This window comes from Pelomonas caseinilytica (assembly GCF_021353235.1).
GTDB classification, from domain to species: domain Bacteria; phylum Pseudomonadota; class Gammaproteobacteria; order Burkholderiales; family Burkholderiaceae_C; genus Pelomonas; species Pelomonas caseinilytica.
This window is the reverse complement of record NZ_JAJTWT010000002.1, coordinates 415,329-433,004: the sequence shown is the minus strand read 5'-3', so window position 1 is coordinate 433,004 and position 17,676 is coordinate 415,329. Positions and strand designations below refer to the sequence as shown.

Here is a 17,676-nt window from a genome sequence, read left to right as displayed (position 1 = left end):
GCGCCCCCATGCTGCCCCGTCCCCTCGTCCAGTTCCTGCCCTGGATCGCCACCGGCTCGTTGATGGCCCTGGCCTGGGTGGGCTGGAAGCTGCGTCGCGCCTGGCGCGGCCTGCGCGCGGCGCAGCGGGCGGCCCGGCTGGAGCGGGCCCTGCGCGAGTTCGGCGACCTGATGCGCGACGCCGATCGGCCCGAAGTCCACGTCCACGAGCTGCTGCAGGCCCTGGCCACGCTGACCGGCCTGCCCGTGGCCGCCCTGCTGCGGCCCGGGCCGGGCGCGCAGGACGTGGTCATCGGCGACCCCGACGCCAACGCCCTGGCCGGCCTGCAACTCTGTGCCGACGCCGGCCGGGCGTTGGGCCCCGGCACCGCCCACCATGCCGGCGAACCCGACCTCTACCTGCCGCTGCGCGGGCGCGACGCCGCCCTCGGCGCCGTCACCCTGCGCGGCCTGGGCACGGCGGCCCTGCCGCCCGACCACCTCGCCCACGCCCAGGCCCTGTGCGACCAGATGGGCCTGGCCCTGCAGCGCCGCCTGGCCCAGGACGAAGCCCGGCGGGCGGGCGAGCTGGCCCAGACCCAGTCCACCCGCAACGCCCTGCTCGCCGCCATTTCCCACGACTACCGCACGCCGCTGGCCACCATCATGGGTTCGGCGTCCGCGCTGCAGGCCCAGGGCGAGCGGCTCACGGTGGCCCAGCGCGGGGAGCTGGCCGGCCGCATCGTTGACGAGACCGCCCGCCTCGTGCGCCTCACCGACAACACCCTGCAACTGGCCCGGCTCGGTGCACCCGGCGTGGCCCTGCGCTGCGACTGGGAATCGGCCGAGGAGATCGTCGGGGCGGCGCTGCGGCGCGTGCGCCGCCGGCCCGACGGTGCGCGCGTCAAGGCGCGCGTGGCACCGGCGCTGCCGCTGCTGTGGTGTGATGCGGCCCTGATGTCACAACTGCTGGACAACCTCATCGACAACGCCCTCAAGTACAGCCCCGCCGCCGCGCCGGTCGAAGTCCTGGTGCGCCCCGCCGGCCAGCAGGTCCTCGTCGCCGTGCGCGACCGCGGCCCCGGCATCGAGCCGGCCTGGCGCGAGCGCGTCTTCGACGCCTTCCAGCGCGGCGACCTCGCCGCCTACGCCCAGCGCCCGCCCGGGGCCGGCGTGGGCCTGGCCGTGTGCCGGGCCATCGCGGAGGTGCATGGCGGCGAGCTGTCCATGCGACCGCGCGGCCATGGCGGCTGCAGCTTCGAGTGCCGCCTGCCCCTGCGCGCCGCGCCCGAGATGCCGGAGGTGGCGTGAGGCTGCTGCTCGTCGAAGACGACCGCGAACTGCGAGTGACCCTGCGCGAGGCCCTGGCCGTGGAGGGCTACGAGGTGCTGACGGCCGCGAGCCTGGCCGACGCCATGGCCCAGCTCGCGCATGCCGGCGCGCTGGACGCCGTGCTGCTCGACCTCGGCCTGCCCGATGGCGACGGCGAGGAGCTGCTGCGGGCCCTGCGCCGCGACCGTGCCACGCCCCTCATCGTCATCTCCGCCCGCCAGGTGGAGGGCCAGAAGATCCGCCTGCTCGATGCTGGCGCCGACGACTACCTCGTCAAGCCCTTCGGCATTGGCGAGCTGCTGGCCCGGCTGCGCGTGGCCCTGCGCCACCGCGGCACGGTCGCCCAGCCGGCCGTCACCCTGTACCGCCGCGCCGGGCTTGAGGTCGACCTCGCCGCCCACCGTGTGAGGCGCGAGGGCGCCGACGTCCATCTCACCCCCACCGAGTTCAAGCTGCTCGCCCGCCTCGTGCGCCAGGCCGGCCAGGTGGTCACGCACCGCCGCCTGCTGGCCGACGTCTGGGGGGCCGACGCCACCGAGCAGACCCACTACCTGCGCCTGTACATGGCCCAGTTGCGCGCCAAGCTCGAGGCGGACCCCGCCGAGCCCTGCGTGCTGCTGACCGAGCCCGGGGTGGGCTATCGCATCGCAGAGCCGAGCTGAAGTGAAACGGCCCCCGGCCCAACCCCGCGCGCTGAACGCGGCGCGTGTCTGGTCCGCCCCCCGAGGGGGCGGCGATGCTTGCGGCATCGAGCCGCAAGCACATCGCCAGCGCGGGCCGGCTCGGGAGCGGCCCAGCGCTCGGCCCGCAAGACACTCGTTTCATGCGTCGTGCGTGCCGTGAACACGGAACGGACAACTGAAGCCATGCAGATCACCCACTGGATCCCCGTCGACGGCGCCGAGCTGGCCGTCGAATACCGCCCCCACGCCGACGGCCGGCCGCCGCTCGCCTTCCTGCATGCCGGCGTGTCCGACGGGCGGCTGTGGGACGGCGCCATGGCCGCCGCCGCGGGACAGCGTTCGGCCCTGCGCATGGACCGGCGCGGCTTCGGGCAGACGTGCGTGCTCGCCGCCCGGCCGCACGCGATGGCGGCCGACCTGCTCGCCGTGCTCGATGCCCTGGCGCTGCCGCACGTGGAGCTGGTCGGCTGCTCGCAGGGTGGGCGGCTGGCCATCGACTTCGCCCTGGCCCACCCTGACCGCGTGGCCGGCCTGACCCTGGTCGCTCCCGCGGTGACCGGTGCGCCCACGCCAGACCTGGACGCCCAGGTGCAAGGCCTCGCCGACGCCATCGAGGCCGCGGAGCAGGCCGGCGACCTGGACGAAGTCAACCGCCTCGAAGCCCGGCTCTGGCTGGACGGGCCGGCGGCGCCCGAAGGCCGCGTTGCAGGCGCCGCGCGTGCGCTCTTCCTGGACATGAACGGCCGCGCCTTGCGCTCGCCGCTTGCCGGCGATCTCGTCGACGCGCCGCCGGCCTGGCCAAGGCTGGAGGCTCTGCCAGGGCCGGTGCGGCTGGTGTGGGGCGACCTGGACCTGCCGCATCTCGTCGAGCGCTGCGAGCAGATGGCGCAGCGCCTGCCCGGCGCGCAGGCCTGGCGGCTGCGGGGCGCGGCCCACCTGCCGTCGCTGGAGGCGCCGCAGCGCTTCAACGACGTGTTGCGCGAGGCCGGCCTGCTGACGGCGTGACAGAGCGGCAGAGAGCCTGCTAGGCTGCCGCCCGCCATCGTTGGCGGAACGGGAGCGACAGGCATGGCGGAATTGACGGTCAACGGCAAGCGGGTGCAGTTCGAGGCGGAAGCCGACACCCCGCTGCTCTGGGTGCTGCGCGAGCAGCTCGGCCTCACGGGCACCAAGTACGGCTGCGGCGTCGCCCAGTGCGGCGCCTGCACGGTGCACATCGACGGCGCGGCCGTGCGCAGCTGCGTGATGCCGGCTTCGGCCGTGACCCCGGCGCAGAAGATCACCACCATCGAGGGCCTGGCCCCCGGCGCCTCGCATCCGCTGCAGAAGGCCTGGGACGCCCTCGACGTGCCGCAGTGCGGCTTTTGCCAGAGCGGCATGCTCATGGCCGCGGCGGCCCTGCTCAAGGACAAGCCCAGGCCGACCGACGCCGACATCGACGCCGCCATGACCAACATCTGCCGCTGCGGCACCTACAACCGCGTGCGCGCCGCCATCCACCTCGCCGCCGGACAGTTGGCGCGCAAGCAGATTCCCATCGTCATCGAGGGAGGCCAGGCATGAGCCCCGCCCTGAACCGGCGCGCTTTCCTGCACGCCACCTCGGCCGCGGCGGGCGGCCTGATGGTGGGCTTTCACGTGCCCGGGCTGGCGCAGGCCCAGGCCGCGCCGGAACTCAACGCCTGGGTGCAGGTGCTGCCCGACGAGACCACCGTCATCCGCATCGCCCGCTCGGAGATGGGCCAGGGCACGCTGACCGGCCTGGCCCAGCTCGTCGCCGAGGAGCTGGAGTGCGACTGGAGCAAGGTCAGGACCGAGTACCCCACGCCGGGCCAGAACCTCGCTCGCAACCGCGCCTGGGGCAGCATGAGCACCGGCGGCAGCCGCGGCATCCGCGAGTCGCACGAGTACGTGCGCAAGGGCGGGGCGCTGGCCCGGGCCCTGCTCATCCAGGCGGCGGCCAACCGCTGGAACGTGTCGGTGGTGGAGTGCTCGACGGCGGCCGGCTGGGTTGTCCATGGCAGCAAGAAGTTCAGTTATGGACAGCTCGCTGCCGAGGCTGCCCAGCTCGCCGCGCCGGCCGACATCGCCCTCAAGCCCGCCAAGGACTGGAGCCTGGCCGGCCGGCCGATGAAGCGGCTGGACACCCGCGCCAAGCTCGACGGCTCGCAGGTCTACGGCATGGACCTCAAGCTGCCCGGCATGCTCAACGCGGCCATCAAGGACTGCCCCGTCTTCGGCGGCCGGCTCAAGAGCTTCGACGCCGCCGCCATCGAAGGCCGGCCGGGCGTGAAGAAGGTGGTGAAGGTGGGCGACTCGGCGGTGGCCGTCGTGGCCGACACCTGGTGGCGGGCGAGGACCGCGCTCGAAGCCCTGCCCGTCGTGTGGGACGAGGGCCCCAACGCAGGCCTGAGCAGTGCCGACGTGGCCGCCACCCTGAAGGCGGGCCTGGACGCCGCCGATGCCGCCGTCGGCAGCAGCCAGGGCGACGTGGCCGCGGCGCTGGCCGGCGCGGCCAAGAGGGTCGAGGCCGTCTATGGCGCGCCCCACCAGAACCACGCCACCATGGAGGTCATGAACGCCACGGCGCGTTGGACGCCCGAGCGCTGCGAGGTCTGGACGCCCACGCAGAACGGCGACGCGGCCCTGGCCGCCACCGCCGAGGCCGCCGGCCTGCCGCCCTCGGCCTGCGAGGTCTACAAGCTGCACCTGGGCGGCGGCTTCGGCCGTCGCGGCGCCGTGCACGACTGGGTGCGCCAGGCCGTGGCCATCGCGCGCGAGCTGCCGGGCACACCGGTCAAGCTGATCTGGAGCCGCGAGGAGGACATGACCCACGGCCGCTACCACCCGGTCACGCAGTGCAAGCTGACTGCCGGGCTGGACGCGGCCGGCAAGCTCACGGCCCTGCACATGCGCATCTCGGGCCAGAGCATCCTTGCGAGCCTCTTCCCGCAGAGCATCAAGGACGGCAAGGACCCGGTCGTCTTCCAGGGCCTGAATGCCGGCGGCACCGAAGGCGCCTTGGGTTATGCAGTGCCCAACCTGCTCATCGACCATGCCATGCGCAACCCGCCGGTGCCGCCCGGCTTCTGGCGCGGCGTGAACCTCAACCAGAACGCCGTCTACCTGGAGTGCTTCATTGACGAGGTGGCCCACGCCGCCGGGCGCGACCCGCTGGAGCTGCGCCGCGAGCTGCTGGCCGGTTCGCCCCGCCACCTGGCCGTGCTCAACGCGGTCGCGGCCAAGGCCGGATGGGGCAAGCCCAGGGCCAAGGGCCGCCACCTGGGCCTGGCCCAGATCATGGGCTTCGGCAGTTATGTGGCCGCCTGTGCCGAGGTGTCGGTAGACGGCATGGGCGAACTCAAGATCCACCGCATCGTCGCGGCCACCGACCCCGGCCATGCCGTCAACCCGCAGCAGATCGCCGCCCAGGTCGAGGGCAGCTTCGTCTACGGCCTGTCGGCGGCGCTGTTCGGCGAGATCACGATCAAGGGCGGGCGCGTCGAGCAGCAGAACTTCGACACCTACCCGGTCATGAAGATGGCCGACATGCCGGCCGTCGAGGCCATCGCCATGCCGTCGGGCGGCTTCTGGGGCGGCGTGGGCGAGCCCACCATCGCCGTGGCCGCGCCGGCCGTGCTCAACGCCGTCTTCTCGGCCACCGGCAAGCGCATCCGCGACCTGCCGCTGCGCAAGCACAGCTTGGCCTGAAGTGAAACAGCCCCCGGCCCAGCCCCGCGCGCTGAACGCGGCGCGTGTCTGGTCCGCCCCCCGCGGGGGCGGCGATGCTTGCGGCATCGAGCCGCAAGCACATCGCCAGCGCGGGCCGGCTCGGGAGCGGCCCAGCGCTCGGCCCGCAAGACACCCGTTTCATGCGTCGTGGGTCGCGCACCGCGCGGTGGAGCAACTGAGATGGAACTGCCCCCGGCCCAGCCCCGCGCGCTGAACGCGGCGCGTGTCTGGTCGTCTTGCAGACCGCGCAGCCGGCAGTGCGGCTGCCCTTCGGCAGGCACGACAAGTCCACAGGACTTGCCGTGTCCGGCCTCAGCCCCCGCGGCGGCGGCGATGCTTGCGGCATCGAGCCGCGAGCACATCGCCAGCGCGGGCCGGCTCGGGAACTGGAGTCGGACACAAGCAGTCCCTGCGGACTGCTTGTGCCTACGACAGGCCAAGGGCCTCTGGCCCTTGGCAGCCTAGCGCTCGGCCCGCAATATCTAAGTTTCATTTGCTGAGGGTGGTGGCAAGCACCATGGATAACTGATGCGTGCCCTGTTGGCGCTCGCCCTGGCCGCCAGCGCGCAGGCGGGCGACGTGGAGCGAGGCCGCGCCCTGCTGGCCGACCGCACGCAGAGCCTGTGCCTGCTGTGCCACGCGCTGACGGCGGCGGGCGACCCCAACCAGGGCAACCTTGCGCCGCCGCTGGACGCGGCGGCGGCCCGGCTGTCACGCCAGGACCTGCGCGAGCGCATCGCCGACATGCGGCGCTTCAACGCCACCACCGTCATGCCGCCCTTCCGCTCGACCGAAGGCCTGCGCGACGTGGCGCCGGCCTGGCAGGGCCGCCCGGCCCTGACCGAGCAGCAGCTCGACGACCTCGTGGCCTATCTCACCACCCTGACCCCACCATGAGGCGGCGCGAACTGCTGGTCTCGGCGGTCGCCTTCGCCGCCCTGCCCGAGGCACGGGCCACCGAGGCGGCGATGCAGGCGGCCATCCGCGCCTGGGCCGGGCGCGAGCCCGAGGCCGGTCCGCTGAAGATCGAGATGGCCGAGCTCGTGGAAAACGGCAACGCCGTGCCCGTGCGGGTGCAGGCGTCGGAGCCGGTCGCGGGCCTGGCCCTGTTCACGCCGCTCAACCCTGAGCCTGGGGTCGTGCAAGTCGCCTTCGGCCCGGCCGTGGCCCGGCCGGAGTTCAGCACCCGCATGCGGCTGGCGCGCAGCCAGCGCATCGTCGCCGTCGCCAAGGCCGCGGACGGCCGCTGCTGGATGTCCGGCCTGGACGTCATCGTGACCCTGGCCGCCTGCGTGGAGCCCTGATGGCCGTGCGCGCCGTCATCACCCTGCCGCCGGCCGTCCGCGCCGGGGAGCCCTTCGAGGTGCGCGCCACCGTCGCCCATGCGATGGAGACGGGCTACCGCAGCGGCGACGACGGCGCACGCTTGGCGCGCGACCTCGTGCGCCGCTTCGAGTGCCGGCTCGACGGCGAACTCGTCTTCGCCGCCGACCTCTTCGCCGCCGTCTCGGCCAATCCTTACTTCGCGTTCTGGCTGCGGGCCGAGCGACCGGGCGAGCTGAGCTTCGCCTGGCGCGGCGACAACGGCTTCGAGCACCGCGAGGTGCGGGCCTTGAGTCCCACATGAAACCAAATACAAAGGCAACCACAGAGGCACAGAGGCACGGAGGCGGCGCGGGAACAGTCTCTCTGTGGCTCTGTGCCTCTGTGGTTGCATTCCTGCTTTTTGACGGGAGCGCCCGAGCCGACGACCGCCGCTCCGGCCGCGACACCATGAGCCCGGCCCTGCGCACGCTGCAGGCCGACGATGGCCAGCATCCGGCGCAGCTCGCCCTCGCGCTCGGGCGGGAGCTGTGGGCCGCGGGTGCCAGGTCTTGCGCCAGCTGCCACGGTGAGCCCGAGAAGCTGCGCGGCGTGGCGGCGCGCTACCCGGCCTTCGACGAGGGCCTCGTCGACCTGCCCGGCCGCATCCAGCGCTGCCGCGTGCGGCACCAGCAGTTGCCGGCCTGGGCCCCCGAGGCCGAGCCGTTGCTGGCGCTCACGGCCCTGGTGGCGCAGCAGTCGCGCGGGCTGCCGCTGCAGCCGCCGCGCGGCCCGGCGCTGGATGCCGCGGCGGCGCGCGGCCAGCGCCTCTTCACGGCGCGCACCGGCGCCCTCAACCTCGCCTGCGCCCACTGCCACGACGAGCGCGCCGGGCTGCGCCTGGGCGGCAGCCTCATCCCCCAGGGCCATGTCGACGACTACCCCGTCTACCGCCTCGAGTGGCAATCCCTCGGCAGCCTGCAGCGCCGCCTGCGTGGCTGCCTGAACGGCGTGCGCGCCGCGCTGCCCGCGTGGGACAGCGACGAACTGCTGGCCCTGGAGGTCTATCTTTCGCGCCGTTCCGCCGGCATGCCGATGCAGCCACCCGGCGTGCGTCCCTGATCCAGGTCAAGGCCGGCGCGCTCCCGGCCCGCGGCCCGCCGCGGTTCCCTCCGATTGAGGATGGCCCGCTGCCCAGTCCCTAACAAGCAGGATGACCGCGCCGCGGCCCCTTCCTAGGATGGGCTCGCCCTGGGTCCACCGGGGCGGGAGACCCGGTTGAACCACCCGTGCAGGCGAGGCCACTGATGGCCCGGTACGCAGCGATCCGCGCCGTCGGCGAGAGCGTGCTGGAGATGATGCGCGAGGCCTGCCCCGTGGCCGAGCTGCAGCTCGGCGCCTCGCCCCGCTTCGAGCTCGCCTCGCTGGGCAGCCTGACCGAAGGCCAGGCCGCGCCGGCCGAAGGCTTCTACCTCATCCTCTGGCGCGTGGGCATCGGCGGCTCGCCGCGCAACCTGCCGCCCCGCCGCACGCGTGACGGCCGCGTCTTCAAGCCCTCGCTGCCGGTGGACCTGTACTTCCTGCTGCTGCCCATCGCCGCCACGGCCGACAAGCAGACGCAGATGCTGGGCTGGGCGCTGGCCTTCCTGCACCAGATGCCGGCCCTGAGCGGCGCGGCCATCAATCGCTACACCAAGGGCAGCCCCGAGGTCTTCCAGCCTGAGGAGACGGTCGAGCTCATCGCCGACCCGCTCAGCACCGTCGACTACCTGTCGCTGTGGGACCGCGTCAAGAGCGGCTTCCAGGCCGGCATGACCTATGTGGCCCGCATGGTGCTGCTCGACATCGACCAGCCCGAGTCACCTGGCGCGCCCGTCACCGAGCGCCGCTTCGGCCTGGGCCGGCCCGGGGAGGATGCCTGATGCCCACCGCCCTGCTCGACGCGCCGCAGGACCTGCTGCGCCTGCCGGCCGGCGATGCCCTCGGCTTCGTCGACGCGGCCACCGGCGAGACCGTCACCACTGGTCTGAGCTGCACGTTGGTGCTGCGCCGCGGCGGGCGGCTGCTGGGCCGCGCGCAGGCCACGCGCTCGGGCCTGCACCATTGGCCCGAGCTGGCCGAGCGCTGGCGTGACCCCGCGCCGGCCGCGCCGGTGTTCGCCGACGTCCTCGTGCGCGACGCGCTGGAGCGCTTCCTGCCGCTGAGCCTGCCCTGGCCGCTGCCGGCCTCGCCCGTGGGGCAAGTCATCGGCGGCGCCGTCTTCGACGGGGCGCGGCTGCTGCGGGTGAGCCTGCTGTCCGCGCCCGGCCGCGCCGCCCCCGCGGGCCTGGCCAGCGCCTACGGCCTGCTGACGTGGCAGTCCAGCGGCGCCGCAGCCGCCTGGGCACGCGTCAGCTTCACCGACGGCGAGGGTCGCGTCTACGCCGGGGGCTGCGACGCCGAGGGCCGGCTGGCCCTGCACCTGCCCCTGCCGCGCCCCGACAGGCCGAGCCTGCCGCCCGGCCCGGCCGCCCGGCTGCGCGTCTTCGCCGACCCCGCCCTCGCCACGGCCGCCCTCGCCCTCGGCGCCCCCGACGTGCTGGCCTTCGCTGCCCAGCCCGAGGTGCTCGCCCTGGCCAATGCCGGTGGCGATGCGGCCTATGCGCCCCCCGTTTTCGTCCCCGGCGAGCCTCTCGTCCTCGCCACCCAAGGCCTGCCGCCGGCGCATCGCGAGCTGCGCCTCGCGCCGATCTGACCCAGAAGGAGACCGTCATGCCCGAATATCTTGCGCCCGGTGTGTTCGTCGAGGAGGTGTCCTTCCGATCGAAATCCATCGAGGGCGTCAGCACGACGACGACAGGCTTCATCGGCCCCTGCCGCTACGGCCCGGTGACCGAGGCGCCGGACATCCTCACCAGCCTCACCGAGTTCGAGCGCAGCTACGGCGACGGCAGCCTCATGGCCTTCGGCGCCGATGGCAGCACCACCGGCGCCAACTACCTCTGGCAGGCCGCGCGCAGCTTCTTCGAGGAGGGCGGCAAGCGGCTCTACGTGAGCCGGGTCTTCCGGCCGCGCAGCGGCAGTTACCCCACCACGCTGAGCGACGCCTTCGGCGCGGCGCCCTATGCCGACGGCCACGGCCGCCTGCTCGTGGGCAGCGCGCCCGATCAGTTCCGCATCGTCGCCCGCTACCCGGGGGCCATGGGCAACCTGCAGGTGCGCTTCGGCGTCAAGCTGGGGCCCAACGTGCTGGGCGCGCTGCCGGACCCCGGCGGCGGTGGCGGCCTCGTGCCGACGCTGGCCAACCTCGCCGACGGCGACGTGGTGTGGATCAGCACCGCCGGCGCCCACCTGGCCACGCCCGCCACCGGCGCCCATCCACCGGCGGCCGTGCGTGGCATCGGCGACCTGCCGCTGTACGTCGCCCGCCGGAGCGTGGCCGGTGTGTGGAGCTTCAGCGCCGGCGTCAGGCCCGATGCCGCCGCGCCCGCCGCCACCACGTTCTCGCTGGCCGACTTCGCGTTGACGCTCACGCCCGGCAGCGGCGACGCCATCCGCCCCGTGTCGCTGAGCCTGGAGGTGCTGACGGCCGACGGTCGCTCGCTCGGCGCCTGGGGCGGCCTGCCGCTGGAACCGGCGCACAAGACGGCCGGCGTACCCGATGGCGTCTTCGACCTCTTCAGCCTCGCCGGCCCGACCAGCGCGGGCCTGCCCGTCGTGCTGCTCAACGGCAGCGACGCCACGTCCAACCTCATCGACAACGGCAGCGATCTGCTCAAGGCCCTGGACGCGCTGAGCACCGGCCTGGACCTGAAGATCACCCAGATCGAATGGGACGACGCCGGCCAGAACGAGCTCGAGTCGCTGCGCCGCAAGTTCGAGCGCGGCCTCTCGGCGATGGCCTGGCTGGCCGGCGGCAACGACGGGCTGCTGCCCGGCCGCACCGAGTACGAAGGCCGGGCCGACCCGACCCAGGACTACGCCACCGGCCTCAAGCAGTTCGAGGCCATCGAGGACATCTCCATCGTCGCCGCGCCCGGCTCGACCTGGAAGGCGGCCTCCCGCGCCGACGACGTGGCCGCCATCACCAACCTGCTGATCGCCCACGCCGAGAAGATGCGCTACCGCATCGCCGTGCTGGACGCGCACGAGGGCATGAAGATCGCCGACGTGCGCAAGCTCAAGGCCAAGCTCGACAGCAAGTACGCCGCCCTCTACTACCCCTGGGTCACCGTCTTCGACGGCATCACCCGCCAGCCGCTGAACCTGCCGCCCTCGGGCTTCGTCGCCGGCATCTACGCGCGCAACGACACCGAGCGCGCCGTCTACAAGGCGCCGGCCAACGAAGTGGTGCGCGGCGCCATCGGCTTCGAGACCCTGATCAACACGGCCCAGCAGGAGGTGCTCAACCCCGAGGGCATCAACTGCTTCCGCTTCTTCGAGGGCCGCGGCAACCGGCTCTGGGGCGCGCGCACCATCAGCTCCGACCCCGAGTGGAAGTACGTCAACCTGCGGCGTTATTTCGCCTACCTCGAGCGCAGCATCGACAAGGGCACGCAGTGGGCCGTCTTCGAGCCCAACGGCGAGGCCCTGTGGGCCAACGTGCGCGCCACGGTGCGCGACTTCCTCGTCAATGAATGGGCCGGCGGGGCGCTGCTGGGCGACAAGCCCGACAAGGCCTTCTTCGTGCGCTGCGACCGCTCGACGATGACGCAGAACGACCTCGACAACGGGCGGCTGGTCTGCCTGATCGGCGTCGCGCCGCTCAGGCCGGCCGAGTTCGTCATCTTCCGAATTGGCCAGTGGACGGCCGATCAAAAGTCTTGATCCCAGGAGCACACCATGGCCGTCGTTCGTGATCGCCCCTACGTGCAGTTCAACTTCCACGTCAACCTCGGCGACGGGGTGACCAACACGCCCCAGGCCGGCTTCCAGGAAGTCAGCGGCATCGGCATGGAAGTCACCATCACCGAGTACCGACCGGGCAACTACGCCTTCAACAACGTCATCAAGACCGCCGGCCTGAACAAGGCCACCGACGTGACGATGAAGCGCGGCGTCATCGGCTCGCTGGACCTCTACAAATGGCTGGACGATGTCCGCAACGGCTCCACCAACGGCCTGCGCACCGTCACCGTCGAGCTCAAGAACGAGGACCGCAGCCAGACCGTGCAGACCTGGCGCCTCATCAACGCGCGGATCATGAAGCACGTTTCCGGCCCCTTCAACGCCAAGGGCACCGACGTGGCGATGGAGGAGCTGACCCTCTCCTACGAACGCCTCGAGATGGAGTGAGGCGGGCCATGGCCGTGGGCGTGCGCATCGTCGACGACCCGTCCCCCGGGGGCGACGGCCTGCCCGTCATGGACGTGCCCGTCTTCGTCGGCTTCGCGGCCAGGGGGCCTCTGCACCGCCCCGTGGCGCTGGACAGCGCCGCCGCCTATGCCGAGGTCTTCGGCGGCGGCCTCGACCTCGTGCAGGCGGGGGGCGACCCCGCCGAGCGCCTCGTGGCCCACCTGCCCGCGGCGGTCGAGGCCTTCTTCGCCGGCGGCGGGCGGCGCTGCCACGTCATCCGCGTCGCCGCAGGCACCGCCTCGGCGGCCCGCTTCACGGTGCCCGGCCTGCGCCTGGCCTCCCGCGACAGCCAAGGGCACTGGCAGCTGGCCGGCGCCGACTTCCCGCTGCGGGCCGCCAGCCCCGGCGACTGGGCCGACCGGCTGCAGCTGTCAGCGCGCTTGCGCAGCCAGGCCCTGCACGCCGCCGACCGCGTCGCGCCGGGCGACCTGCTGCGGGCCAGCCAGCCATCGCGTCCCGGCGTCGCGGCCTGGACGCGCGTGGCCCTGGCCGGCTCGCTCGTGCAGGCCCTGGCCTCGGAGTGGCTGTGGCCCCAGGGAGGGGCGGTCCCCATCGACGCCGAGGCCTGGCTCATCGAGCGCGTGCAGGTCGATCTGGCCCTGCGCGCACCCGGCCAGCCCGTGCAGCGCCTCGACGCCTGCGGCCTCGCCCCCGGTGCCGACAAGCTGCCGTGGTGGGCGCCCGATGCCGACGGCCTTTACGACGCGGGCGCCGAGCCTGCCGGCTGGCCGCTCGCCGGCATGGGAGGCGCACCGGCCGGCGACTGGCTGCTGCTGCCTCTCGCTATGGCCGATGACTTCGCTGACTGGACCCCGGCCGCGACCGACGGCCGCGACGCCCTCGCGCGCAACGGCCTGGACAGCTTCGGCCCGGCCCTCTTCGTGGACCCGGCCTGGACGCCCGGCCTGCGCGGGAGCCGGCTGATGGCCTGGGCCGACGAACTGCGCTTCTTCGGCGACGCGCCGCGCCGCCTGCGGGGCCTGCACGGCGCCCTCGGCCGCGACGACGCCTGCGCCGCCGAGGCCAGCTGGGTGCTGGTGCCCGATGCCGTCCACCCGGGCTGGGCCCGGACGGCGCCGCTGCCGGGCCGCGACATCGTCGTGACGACGACGCCCGACCCCGTCTGCACCTGCCCGCCCACCACCTTCGACGATTGCGCGCCGCCGCCGCCCCAGCCGCCGCAGCCGCCGCGCATCGGCTTCGATCCGGGCGTGCCGGGCCTGCCGGCGGTGCTGCCGGCCGACCGCGACGTCAGCCTGCGCCTGCGGGCCGACCCCACCGACGGCGGCGGTGCCCAGCTGCTGGAAGTGCAACTCGCCGGCCAGCCCGATTTCTCCGACCTGCGCGTCGTGGCCAACCTGGTGCCTGCGGCCGAAGTGACGCTGCGCCTGTCGGCCGGCGCCTGGTGGCTGCGCGCCCGCGCCCGGCGCAACGGCCTCTCCAGCGGCTGGAGCACCACCGCCGAGCTGGACGTGCGCGCCAGCGGCTGGCGGGCGCTGGCGGGCGCCGCCGCCGTCGATGCGGCCACGCCGATCAATGCGGCCCTGCTGGCCCTGTGCGCCGCCTCGCGCGAGCACTTCGCCTTGCTGTCGGTGCCGCTGGACTGGCCCGCGCCGGCCATCGCCGGCCACGTGGCTGCGCTGCGCGACGAAGCGGGCCGCGTGGACAGCGCCGAGGCCGGCAGCGCCGCCAGCTTCGCGGCCATCCACCACCCCTGGCTGCTGCAGCGCGACGCCGACGACCGCCTGCGCCGCCACCCCGCCGCGGGTGCGCTGATGGGCCTGCTGGCGCGCCGCAGCCGCCTGCATGGTGCCTGGGGCGCGCCCGGCGCCGAGCCGCTCGCCACGGCCCTGCAGCTGGCCGGCGAACTGCAGGACGCGGCGACGCTCGAAGCCCTGGGCGCCAACCCCCTGGCCCTGCGCACCGACGCCAATGGCACCGGCATCGCCGCCGTGCGCAGCCAGACCCTGTCGCAGGACGCCGACTGGACGGCCCTCGGCGTGCGCCGCCTCTTCATCCTGCTGCGCCGCCTGTGCCGTCGCGAGGGCCAGCGCTTCGTCTTCGAGCCCAACGACCTGGCCCTGCGGCGCGGCCTGGAGCGCAGCTTCGACGCGCTGCTGCACCGCCTGATGCAGCGCGGCGCCTTCCGCGGCGCCGACGCCGCTTCGTCCTACCTGCTCAAGACGGCGGCAGGCGCCGACGCCGCGCGCGAGATGGAGCGCGGCGAATGCAGCCTGCTCATCCAGGTGGCGCCCAGCCGCCCGCTGCGCTTCCTGACACTGCACCTGCGCCGCAGCGGCGAGCAACTCGTGATCGAGGAGCGGTGATGGTGCCCCCACGTTCACTTCATTCACGGCCCCCCGAGGGGGCGTCATCGCCCTTGGGGCGGCCCGGCGGACGATGATGACGGACGCCTGGCAACCCTTCCCGGCCTTGAACTTCGTCGTCGAGATCCTGCCCGACGGCGACAGCAAGCCGCTGGCCGGCGCCGCCTTCTCGGACTGCGACGGGCTGGAGGTGTCGCAGGAGGCCAAGACCCTCAGGGAGGGCGGCAACCCCAACCGCGTGCACCGCCTCGCCGGCGCCGTCAGCTTCGGCCAGCTGACGCTCAAGCGTGGCGTCACGCGCGGCACCGACCTGTGGAAGTGGTTCGACCGTTCACTGGCCAACCCCTCCCTGCGCGCCGGCATCACCATCAGCGTGCTGCGCCACGACAAGAGCGAGTGGGGCCGCTTCGTGCTGTCGCGCTGCCTGCCCATCAAGCTCAAGGCGCCGGTGCTCAACGCCCGCGACGGCAACGTGGCGGTCGAGGAGATCCAGGTCGCCTACGAGGCCTTCAAGTGGGAGGACAAAAGTGGCGCCTGATTTGAGACCCCCGCTGCACGCCGCGCGTGCGGGCGCCACCAGCGGCCCGGCGCGCCGGGTCCGCTCGAACCCACGGAGCTGCCATGCCTGAGTTGGAGATCCAGCACGCCAAGCTCATCGAGCTCAAGGACGACCTCAGCGACGTGATGCCCGGCGGCAAGTCGCTGACGGTGCAGTTCAACCCCGAGACGCTCAAGCTCTCCTACGCCAACCAGGTCAAGGAGCAGCCGAATTCCTCGGGCGGGGCCAGCGGCGGCGGGGCAGGGCGGGGCAATCAGAGCCAGGGCAGCGCGGCGCGCCAGTTCGTCGGCACCGGCACCACCAAGCTCTCGGTGCAGCTGTGGTTCGACGTGGCCGCGGCGACGAGCGCGCCCTTCATCGTCGACGACGTGCGGCGCATCACCGCCCAGGTGCTGTACTTCATCAAGCCCAAGGCCGCGCCAGCCGGCGCGCGCGACACCGCCCAGCGCACGCCGCCGGGCCTGCGTTTCTCCTGGGGCAACTTCCTGTTCGATGGCATCGTCGAGTCCATGGAGGAGAGCGTCGAGTTCTTCTCGCCCAAGGGCGAGGCCCTGCGCGCCAGCATGGCCATGACCCTCGTCCAGCAGGAGATCCTCGTGCCCGCCTTCAGCGGCGACGGCACCGTGCCCGGCGCGCGGCCGTTGTGGCCAGCCGGTGGCGGGCAGTCGCTGCAGGCGCTGCAGGACGCGGCCCGGGCCTCGGGTGCGGCGCCGTCGGGCGCGGCCGGCGGCAGTGCGGGGCTGGGCACAGGTGGCGGCCTGGGTGGCAGCCTCGGGGGCGGACTCGGCGGTGGCATCGGCGGTGGCATCGGCGGCGGCATCGGCGGCGGCATCGGCGGCGGTGCCGCCCTCGGCCTCAGCGCCGGCGCGGCCTTCCAGGGCGGGGGCTGGCAGGCCGTGGCCCTGGCCAACGGCATCGAGAACCCGCGCGCCATCCCGCCGGGCCAGCTCATCGACCTGTCCGCCACCAAACCCCGCATCGTCAGCGGTTGAGGAGCCCGGCCATGCCCGTCGAGATCCACGAATTCGAAGTCAGCCCCGCCCCGGCCCCACCGGCAGCACCCGGAGGCGGCGCACCCGCACCCGCTGCGGCGCCGGCCCACGAGCCCGACCTGGAACACCTCGCCCGCGCCCGCCGCATGGCTACCGCGGTGCGCGAGCTGCAGCTGCGCGTCTTCAGCCACTGAAGCCCATCGACTGCCATGCCCATGCCCATGAACACAGCCACAGAGACACAGAGACACGGAGAGACCTGGCACTGTCTCTGTGCCTCTGTGTCTCTGTGGCTGTGTTTCTTGTGCGAATGCGTAGAGCCACATGCCTGAAGCCTCCATCCCCCTCGGCAGCGGCCGGCCTACCCTCGCCATCGAAGGTCAGGTCGCCTCCGACCTGGCCGCCGCGCTGGTGGCGCTGGAGGTGCGCGAGCGTATCGACGGGCTGGCCCAGGCCCAGCTCGCCTTCGGCAACTGGGGCACGCGTGACGGCGCGCCGGGCTACACCCTCTTCGGCCGCGACCGGCTGGAGTTCGGCAAGCGGCTGGAGGTCAGGCTGGCCGACGCCGTGCTCTTCGCCGGGCGCGTCATGGCCCTGCAGGCCCGCTTTCCCAAGGCCGGCGCCGGCGAGGCCGAACTCGTCGTCCAGGTGGAAGACGCGCTGCAGGACCTGCGCATGAAGCGCCGCAGCCGCGGCTTCGAGCAGGCCTCGCTCGCCGACGCCGCCCAGCGCATCGCCAGCGACCACGGCCTCACGGCCAGCGTCGAGGCCGACGCGCCCACGCTGCCCCTGCTCGCCCAGGTCAACCAGAGCGACCTTGCCTTCCTGCGCGGGCAGGCCCGCCGCTGCGAGGCCGAGGTCTGGCTCGACGGCACGACCCTGCACCTGGCCGCCCGCCGGCGCCGTGGCGGCGAGACCCTGTCGCTGGACTATGGCGGCCGGCTGATGGGCTTCGACGTGCGGGCCGACCTCGCGCTGCAGCGCACCGAACTCAGCGTGGCCGGCTGGAGCGTGGCCGACAAGCAGGCCGTGAAGGAGACCGCCGACGCGGACAGCCTGCTCGGGGCCGAGGTGAGCGACGGCGAGGCCGGCGCCGCCCTGCTGCGGCAGAAGCTCGGTGCGCGGCCCGACACCGTCGCCCACCTGCATCCCGGTTCGGCCGACGAGGCCCGCCAGCTGGCCGAGGCCTGGCTGCGCCAGATCAACCGCCGCTTCGTCGTGGGCCATGGCATGGCCCAGCCGGACGCGCGGCTGCGCTGCGGCGCCAGCGTCGAGCTGACCGGCCTGGGGCCGTTGTTCAGCGGCAAGTACAGCCTGTCCGAGGTGACCCACCGCTTCGACATGGCCGAGGGTCTGCGCACCGAGTTCGTCGCCGAGCGGCCGTGGATCGGAAGGGGAGGGTGATGGGCGAGACGGTGTGTATCCCATCGAGGGCCGG

General features: G+C 73.5%; 18 protein-coding genes. All 18 read left to right on the top strand.

All coding sequences use genetic code 11. The annotated features are described in order from the left end of the window. The first annotated feature begins 8 nt into the window (after window positions 1-8). The 18 genes from LXT12_RS05745 (at window position 9) to LXT12_RS05660 (ending at window position 17,642) form a co-directional block, all read left to right on the top strand. Complete coding sequence (locus LXT12_RS05745) at window positions 9-1,289, top strand: sensor histidine kinase (RefSeq protein ID WP_233390344.1); 1,281 nt, start codon at window positions 9-11, stop codon at window positions 1,287-1,289. After that, the gene (locus LXT12_RS05740; RefSeq protein WP_233390342.1) at window positions 1,286-1,972 is read left to right on the top strand and encodes a response regulator; all 687 of its coding nucleotides are present in this window, start codon (window positions 1,286-1,288) and stop codon (window positions 1,970-1,972) included. The genes LXT12_RS05745 and LXT12_RS05740 overlap by 4 nt, the downstream gene beginning before the upstream one ends. A 204-nt stretch (window positions 1,973-2,176) precedes the next feature. Beyond that, window positions 2,177-2,998 (top strand): alpha/beta fold hydrolase, encoded by an 822-nt coding sequence (locus tag LXT12_RS05735; RefSeq protein ID WP_233390340.1) that lies wholly within the window; start codon window positions 2,177-2,179, stop codon window positions 2,996-2,998. Between the two features lie 63 nt (window positions 2,999-3,061). Beyond that, complete coding sequence (locus LXT12_RS05730; RefSeq protein WP_233390338.1) at window positions 3,062-3,556, top strand: (2Fe-2S)-binding protein; 495 nt, start codon at window positions 3,062-3,064, stop codon at window positions 3,554-3,556. Next, window positions 3,553-5,703, top strand: coding sequence for a xanthine dehydrogenase family protein molybdopterin-binding subunit (locus LXT12_RS05725; protein ID WP_233390336.1), 2,151 nt, complete (start codon window positions 3,553-3,555; stop codon window positions 5,701-5,703). The genes LXT12_RS05730 and LXT12_RS05725 overlap by 4 nt, the downstream gene beginning before the upstream one ends. Before the next feature lie 549 nt (window positions 5,704-6,252). After that, a complete protein-coding gene (gene soxX / locus LXT12_RS05720) occupies window positions 6,253-6,621 on the top strand; it encodes a sulfur oxidation c-type cytochrome SoxX (protein ID WP_233390334.1) in 369 nt (122 codons plus the stop codon). Further along, window positions 6,618-7,028 carry a thiosulfate oxidation carrier protein SoxY gene (locus LXT12_RS05715; RefSeq protein WP_233390332.1) on the top strand — a complete coding sequence of 137 codons (411 nt, stop codon included), beginning with the start codon at window positions 6,618-6,620 and terminating at the stop codon, window positions 7,026-7,028. The genes soxX and LXT12_RS05715 overlap by 4 nt, the downstream gene beginning before the upstream one ends. Beyond that, window positions 7,028-7,351 carry a thiosulfate oxidation carrier complex protein SoxZ gene (locus tag LXT12_RS05710; protein ID WP_233390330.1) on the top strand — a complete coding sequence of 108 codons (324 nt, stop codon included), beginning with the start codon at window positions 7,028-7,030 and terminating at the stop codon, window positions 7,349-7,351. The genes LXT12_RS05715 and LXT12_RS05710 overlap by 1 nt, the downstream gene beginning before the upstream one ends. 146 nt (window positions 7,352-7,497) lie before the next feature. Next, window positions 7,498-8,148 carry a sulfur oxidation c-type cytochrome SoxA gene (gene soxA, locus LXT12_RS05705; RefSeq protein WP_233390329.1) on the top strand — a complete coding sequence of 217 codons (651 nt, stop codon included), beginning with the start codon at window positions 7,498-7,500 and terminating at the stop codon, window positions 8,146-8,148. A 185-nt stretch (window positions 8,149-8,333) separates the two neighbouring features. Continuing rightward, entirely contained in the window at window positions 8,334-8,948 is a 615-nt protein-coding gene (locus LXT12_RS05700; RefSeq protein ID WP_233390327.1) for a Pvc16 family protein, read from the top strand. Next, window positions 8,948-9,760: a hypothetical protein gene (locus LXT12_RS05695; protein ID WP_233390325.1), complete on the top strand. Its 813-nt coding sequence runs from the start codon at window positions 8,948-8,950 to the stop codon at window positions 9,758-9,760. Before LXT12_RS05700 ends, LXT12_RS05695 begins: the two co-directional genes overlap by 1 nt. Window positions 9,761-9,777: 17 nt before the next feature. Further along, window positions 9,778-11,832, top strand: coding sequence for a phage tail sheath family protein (locus LXT12_RS05690; RefSeq protein ID WP_233390324.1), 2,055 nt, complete (start codon window positions 9,778-9,780; stop codon window positions 11,830-11,832). Between the two features lie 15 nt (window positions 11,833-11,847). Beyond that, a complete protein-coding gene (locus tag LXT12_RS05685; RefSeq protein WP_233390321.1) occupies window positions 11,848-12,300 on the top strand; it encodes a phage tail protein in 453 nt (150 codons plus the stop codon). An 8-nt stretch (window positions 12,301-12,308) separates the two neighbouring features. Continuing rightward, window positions 12,309-14,687, top strand: a complete 2,379-nt coding sequence (locus tag LXT12_RS05680; protein WP_233390317.1) for a hypothetical protein — start codon at window positions 12,309-12,311, stop codon at window positions 14,685-14,687. A 73-nt stretch (window positions 14,688-14,760) separates the two neighbouring features. Beyond that, on the top strand, window positions 14,761-15,225 hold the full coding sequence (locus LXT12_RS05675) for a phage tail protein (RefSeq protein ID WP_233390315.1): 465 nt from the start codon (window positions 14,761-14,763) through the stop codon (window positions 15,223-15,225). 83 nt (window positions 15,226-15,308) lie between these two features. Further along, on the top strand, window positions 15,309-16,238 hold the full coding sequence (locus LXT12_RS05670) for a CIS tube protein (protein WP_233390313.1): 930 nt from the start codon (window positions 15,309-15,311) through the stop codon (window positions 16,236-16,238). 11 nt (window positions 16,239-16,249) lie between these two features. Further along, the gene (locus LXT12_RS05665) at window positions 16,250-16,432 is read left to right on the top strand and encodes a hypothetical protein (RefSeq protein ID WP_233390311.1); all 183 of its coding nucleotides are present in this window, start codon (window positions 16,250-16,252) and stop codon (window positions 16,430-16,432) included. A 130-nt stretch (window positions 16,433-16,562) separates the two neighbouring features. Beyond that, a complete protein-coding gene (locus LXT12_RS05660; RefSeq protein ID WP_233390310.1) occupies window positions 16,563-17,642 on the top strand; it encodes a phage late control D family protein in 1,080 nt (359 codons plus the stop codon). Window positions 17,643-17,676: the final 34 nt, after the last annotated feature.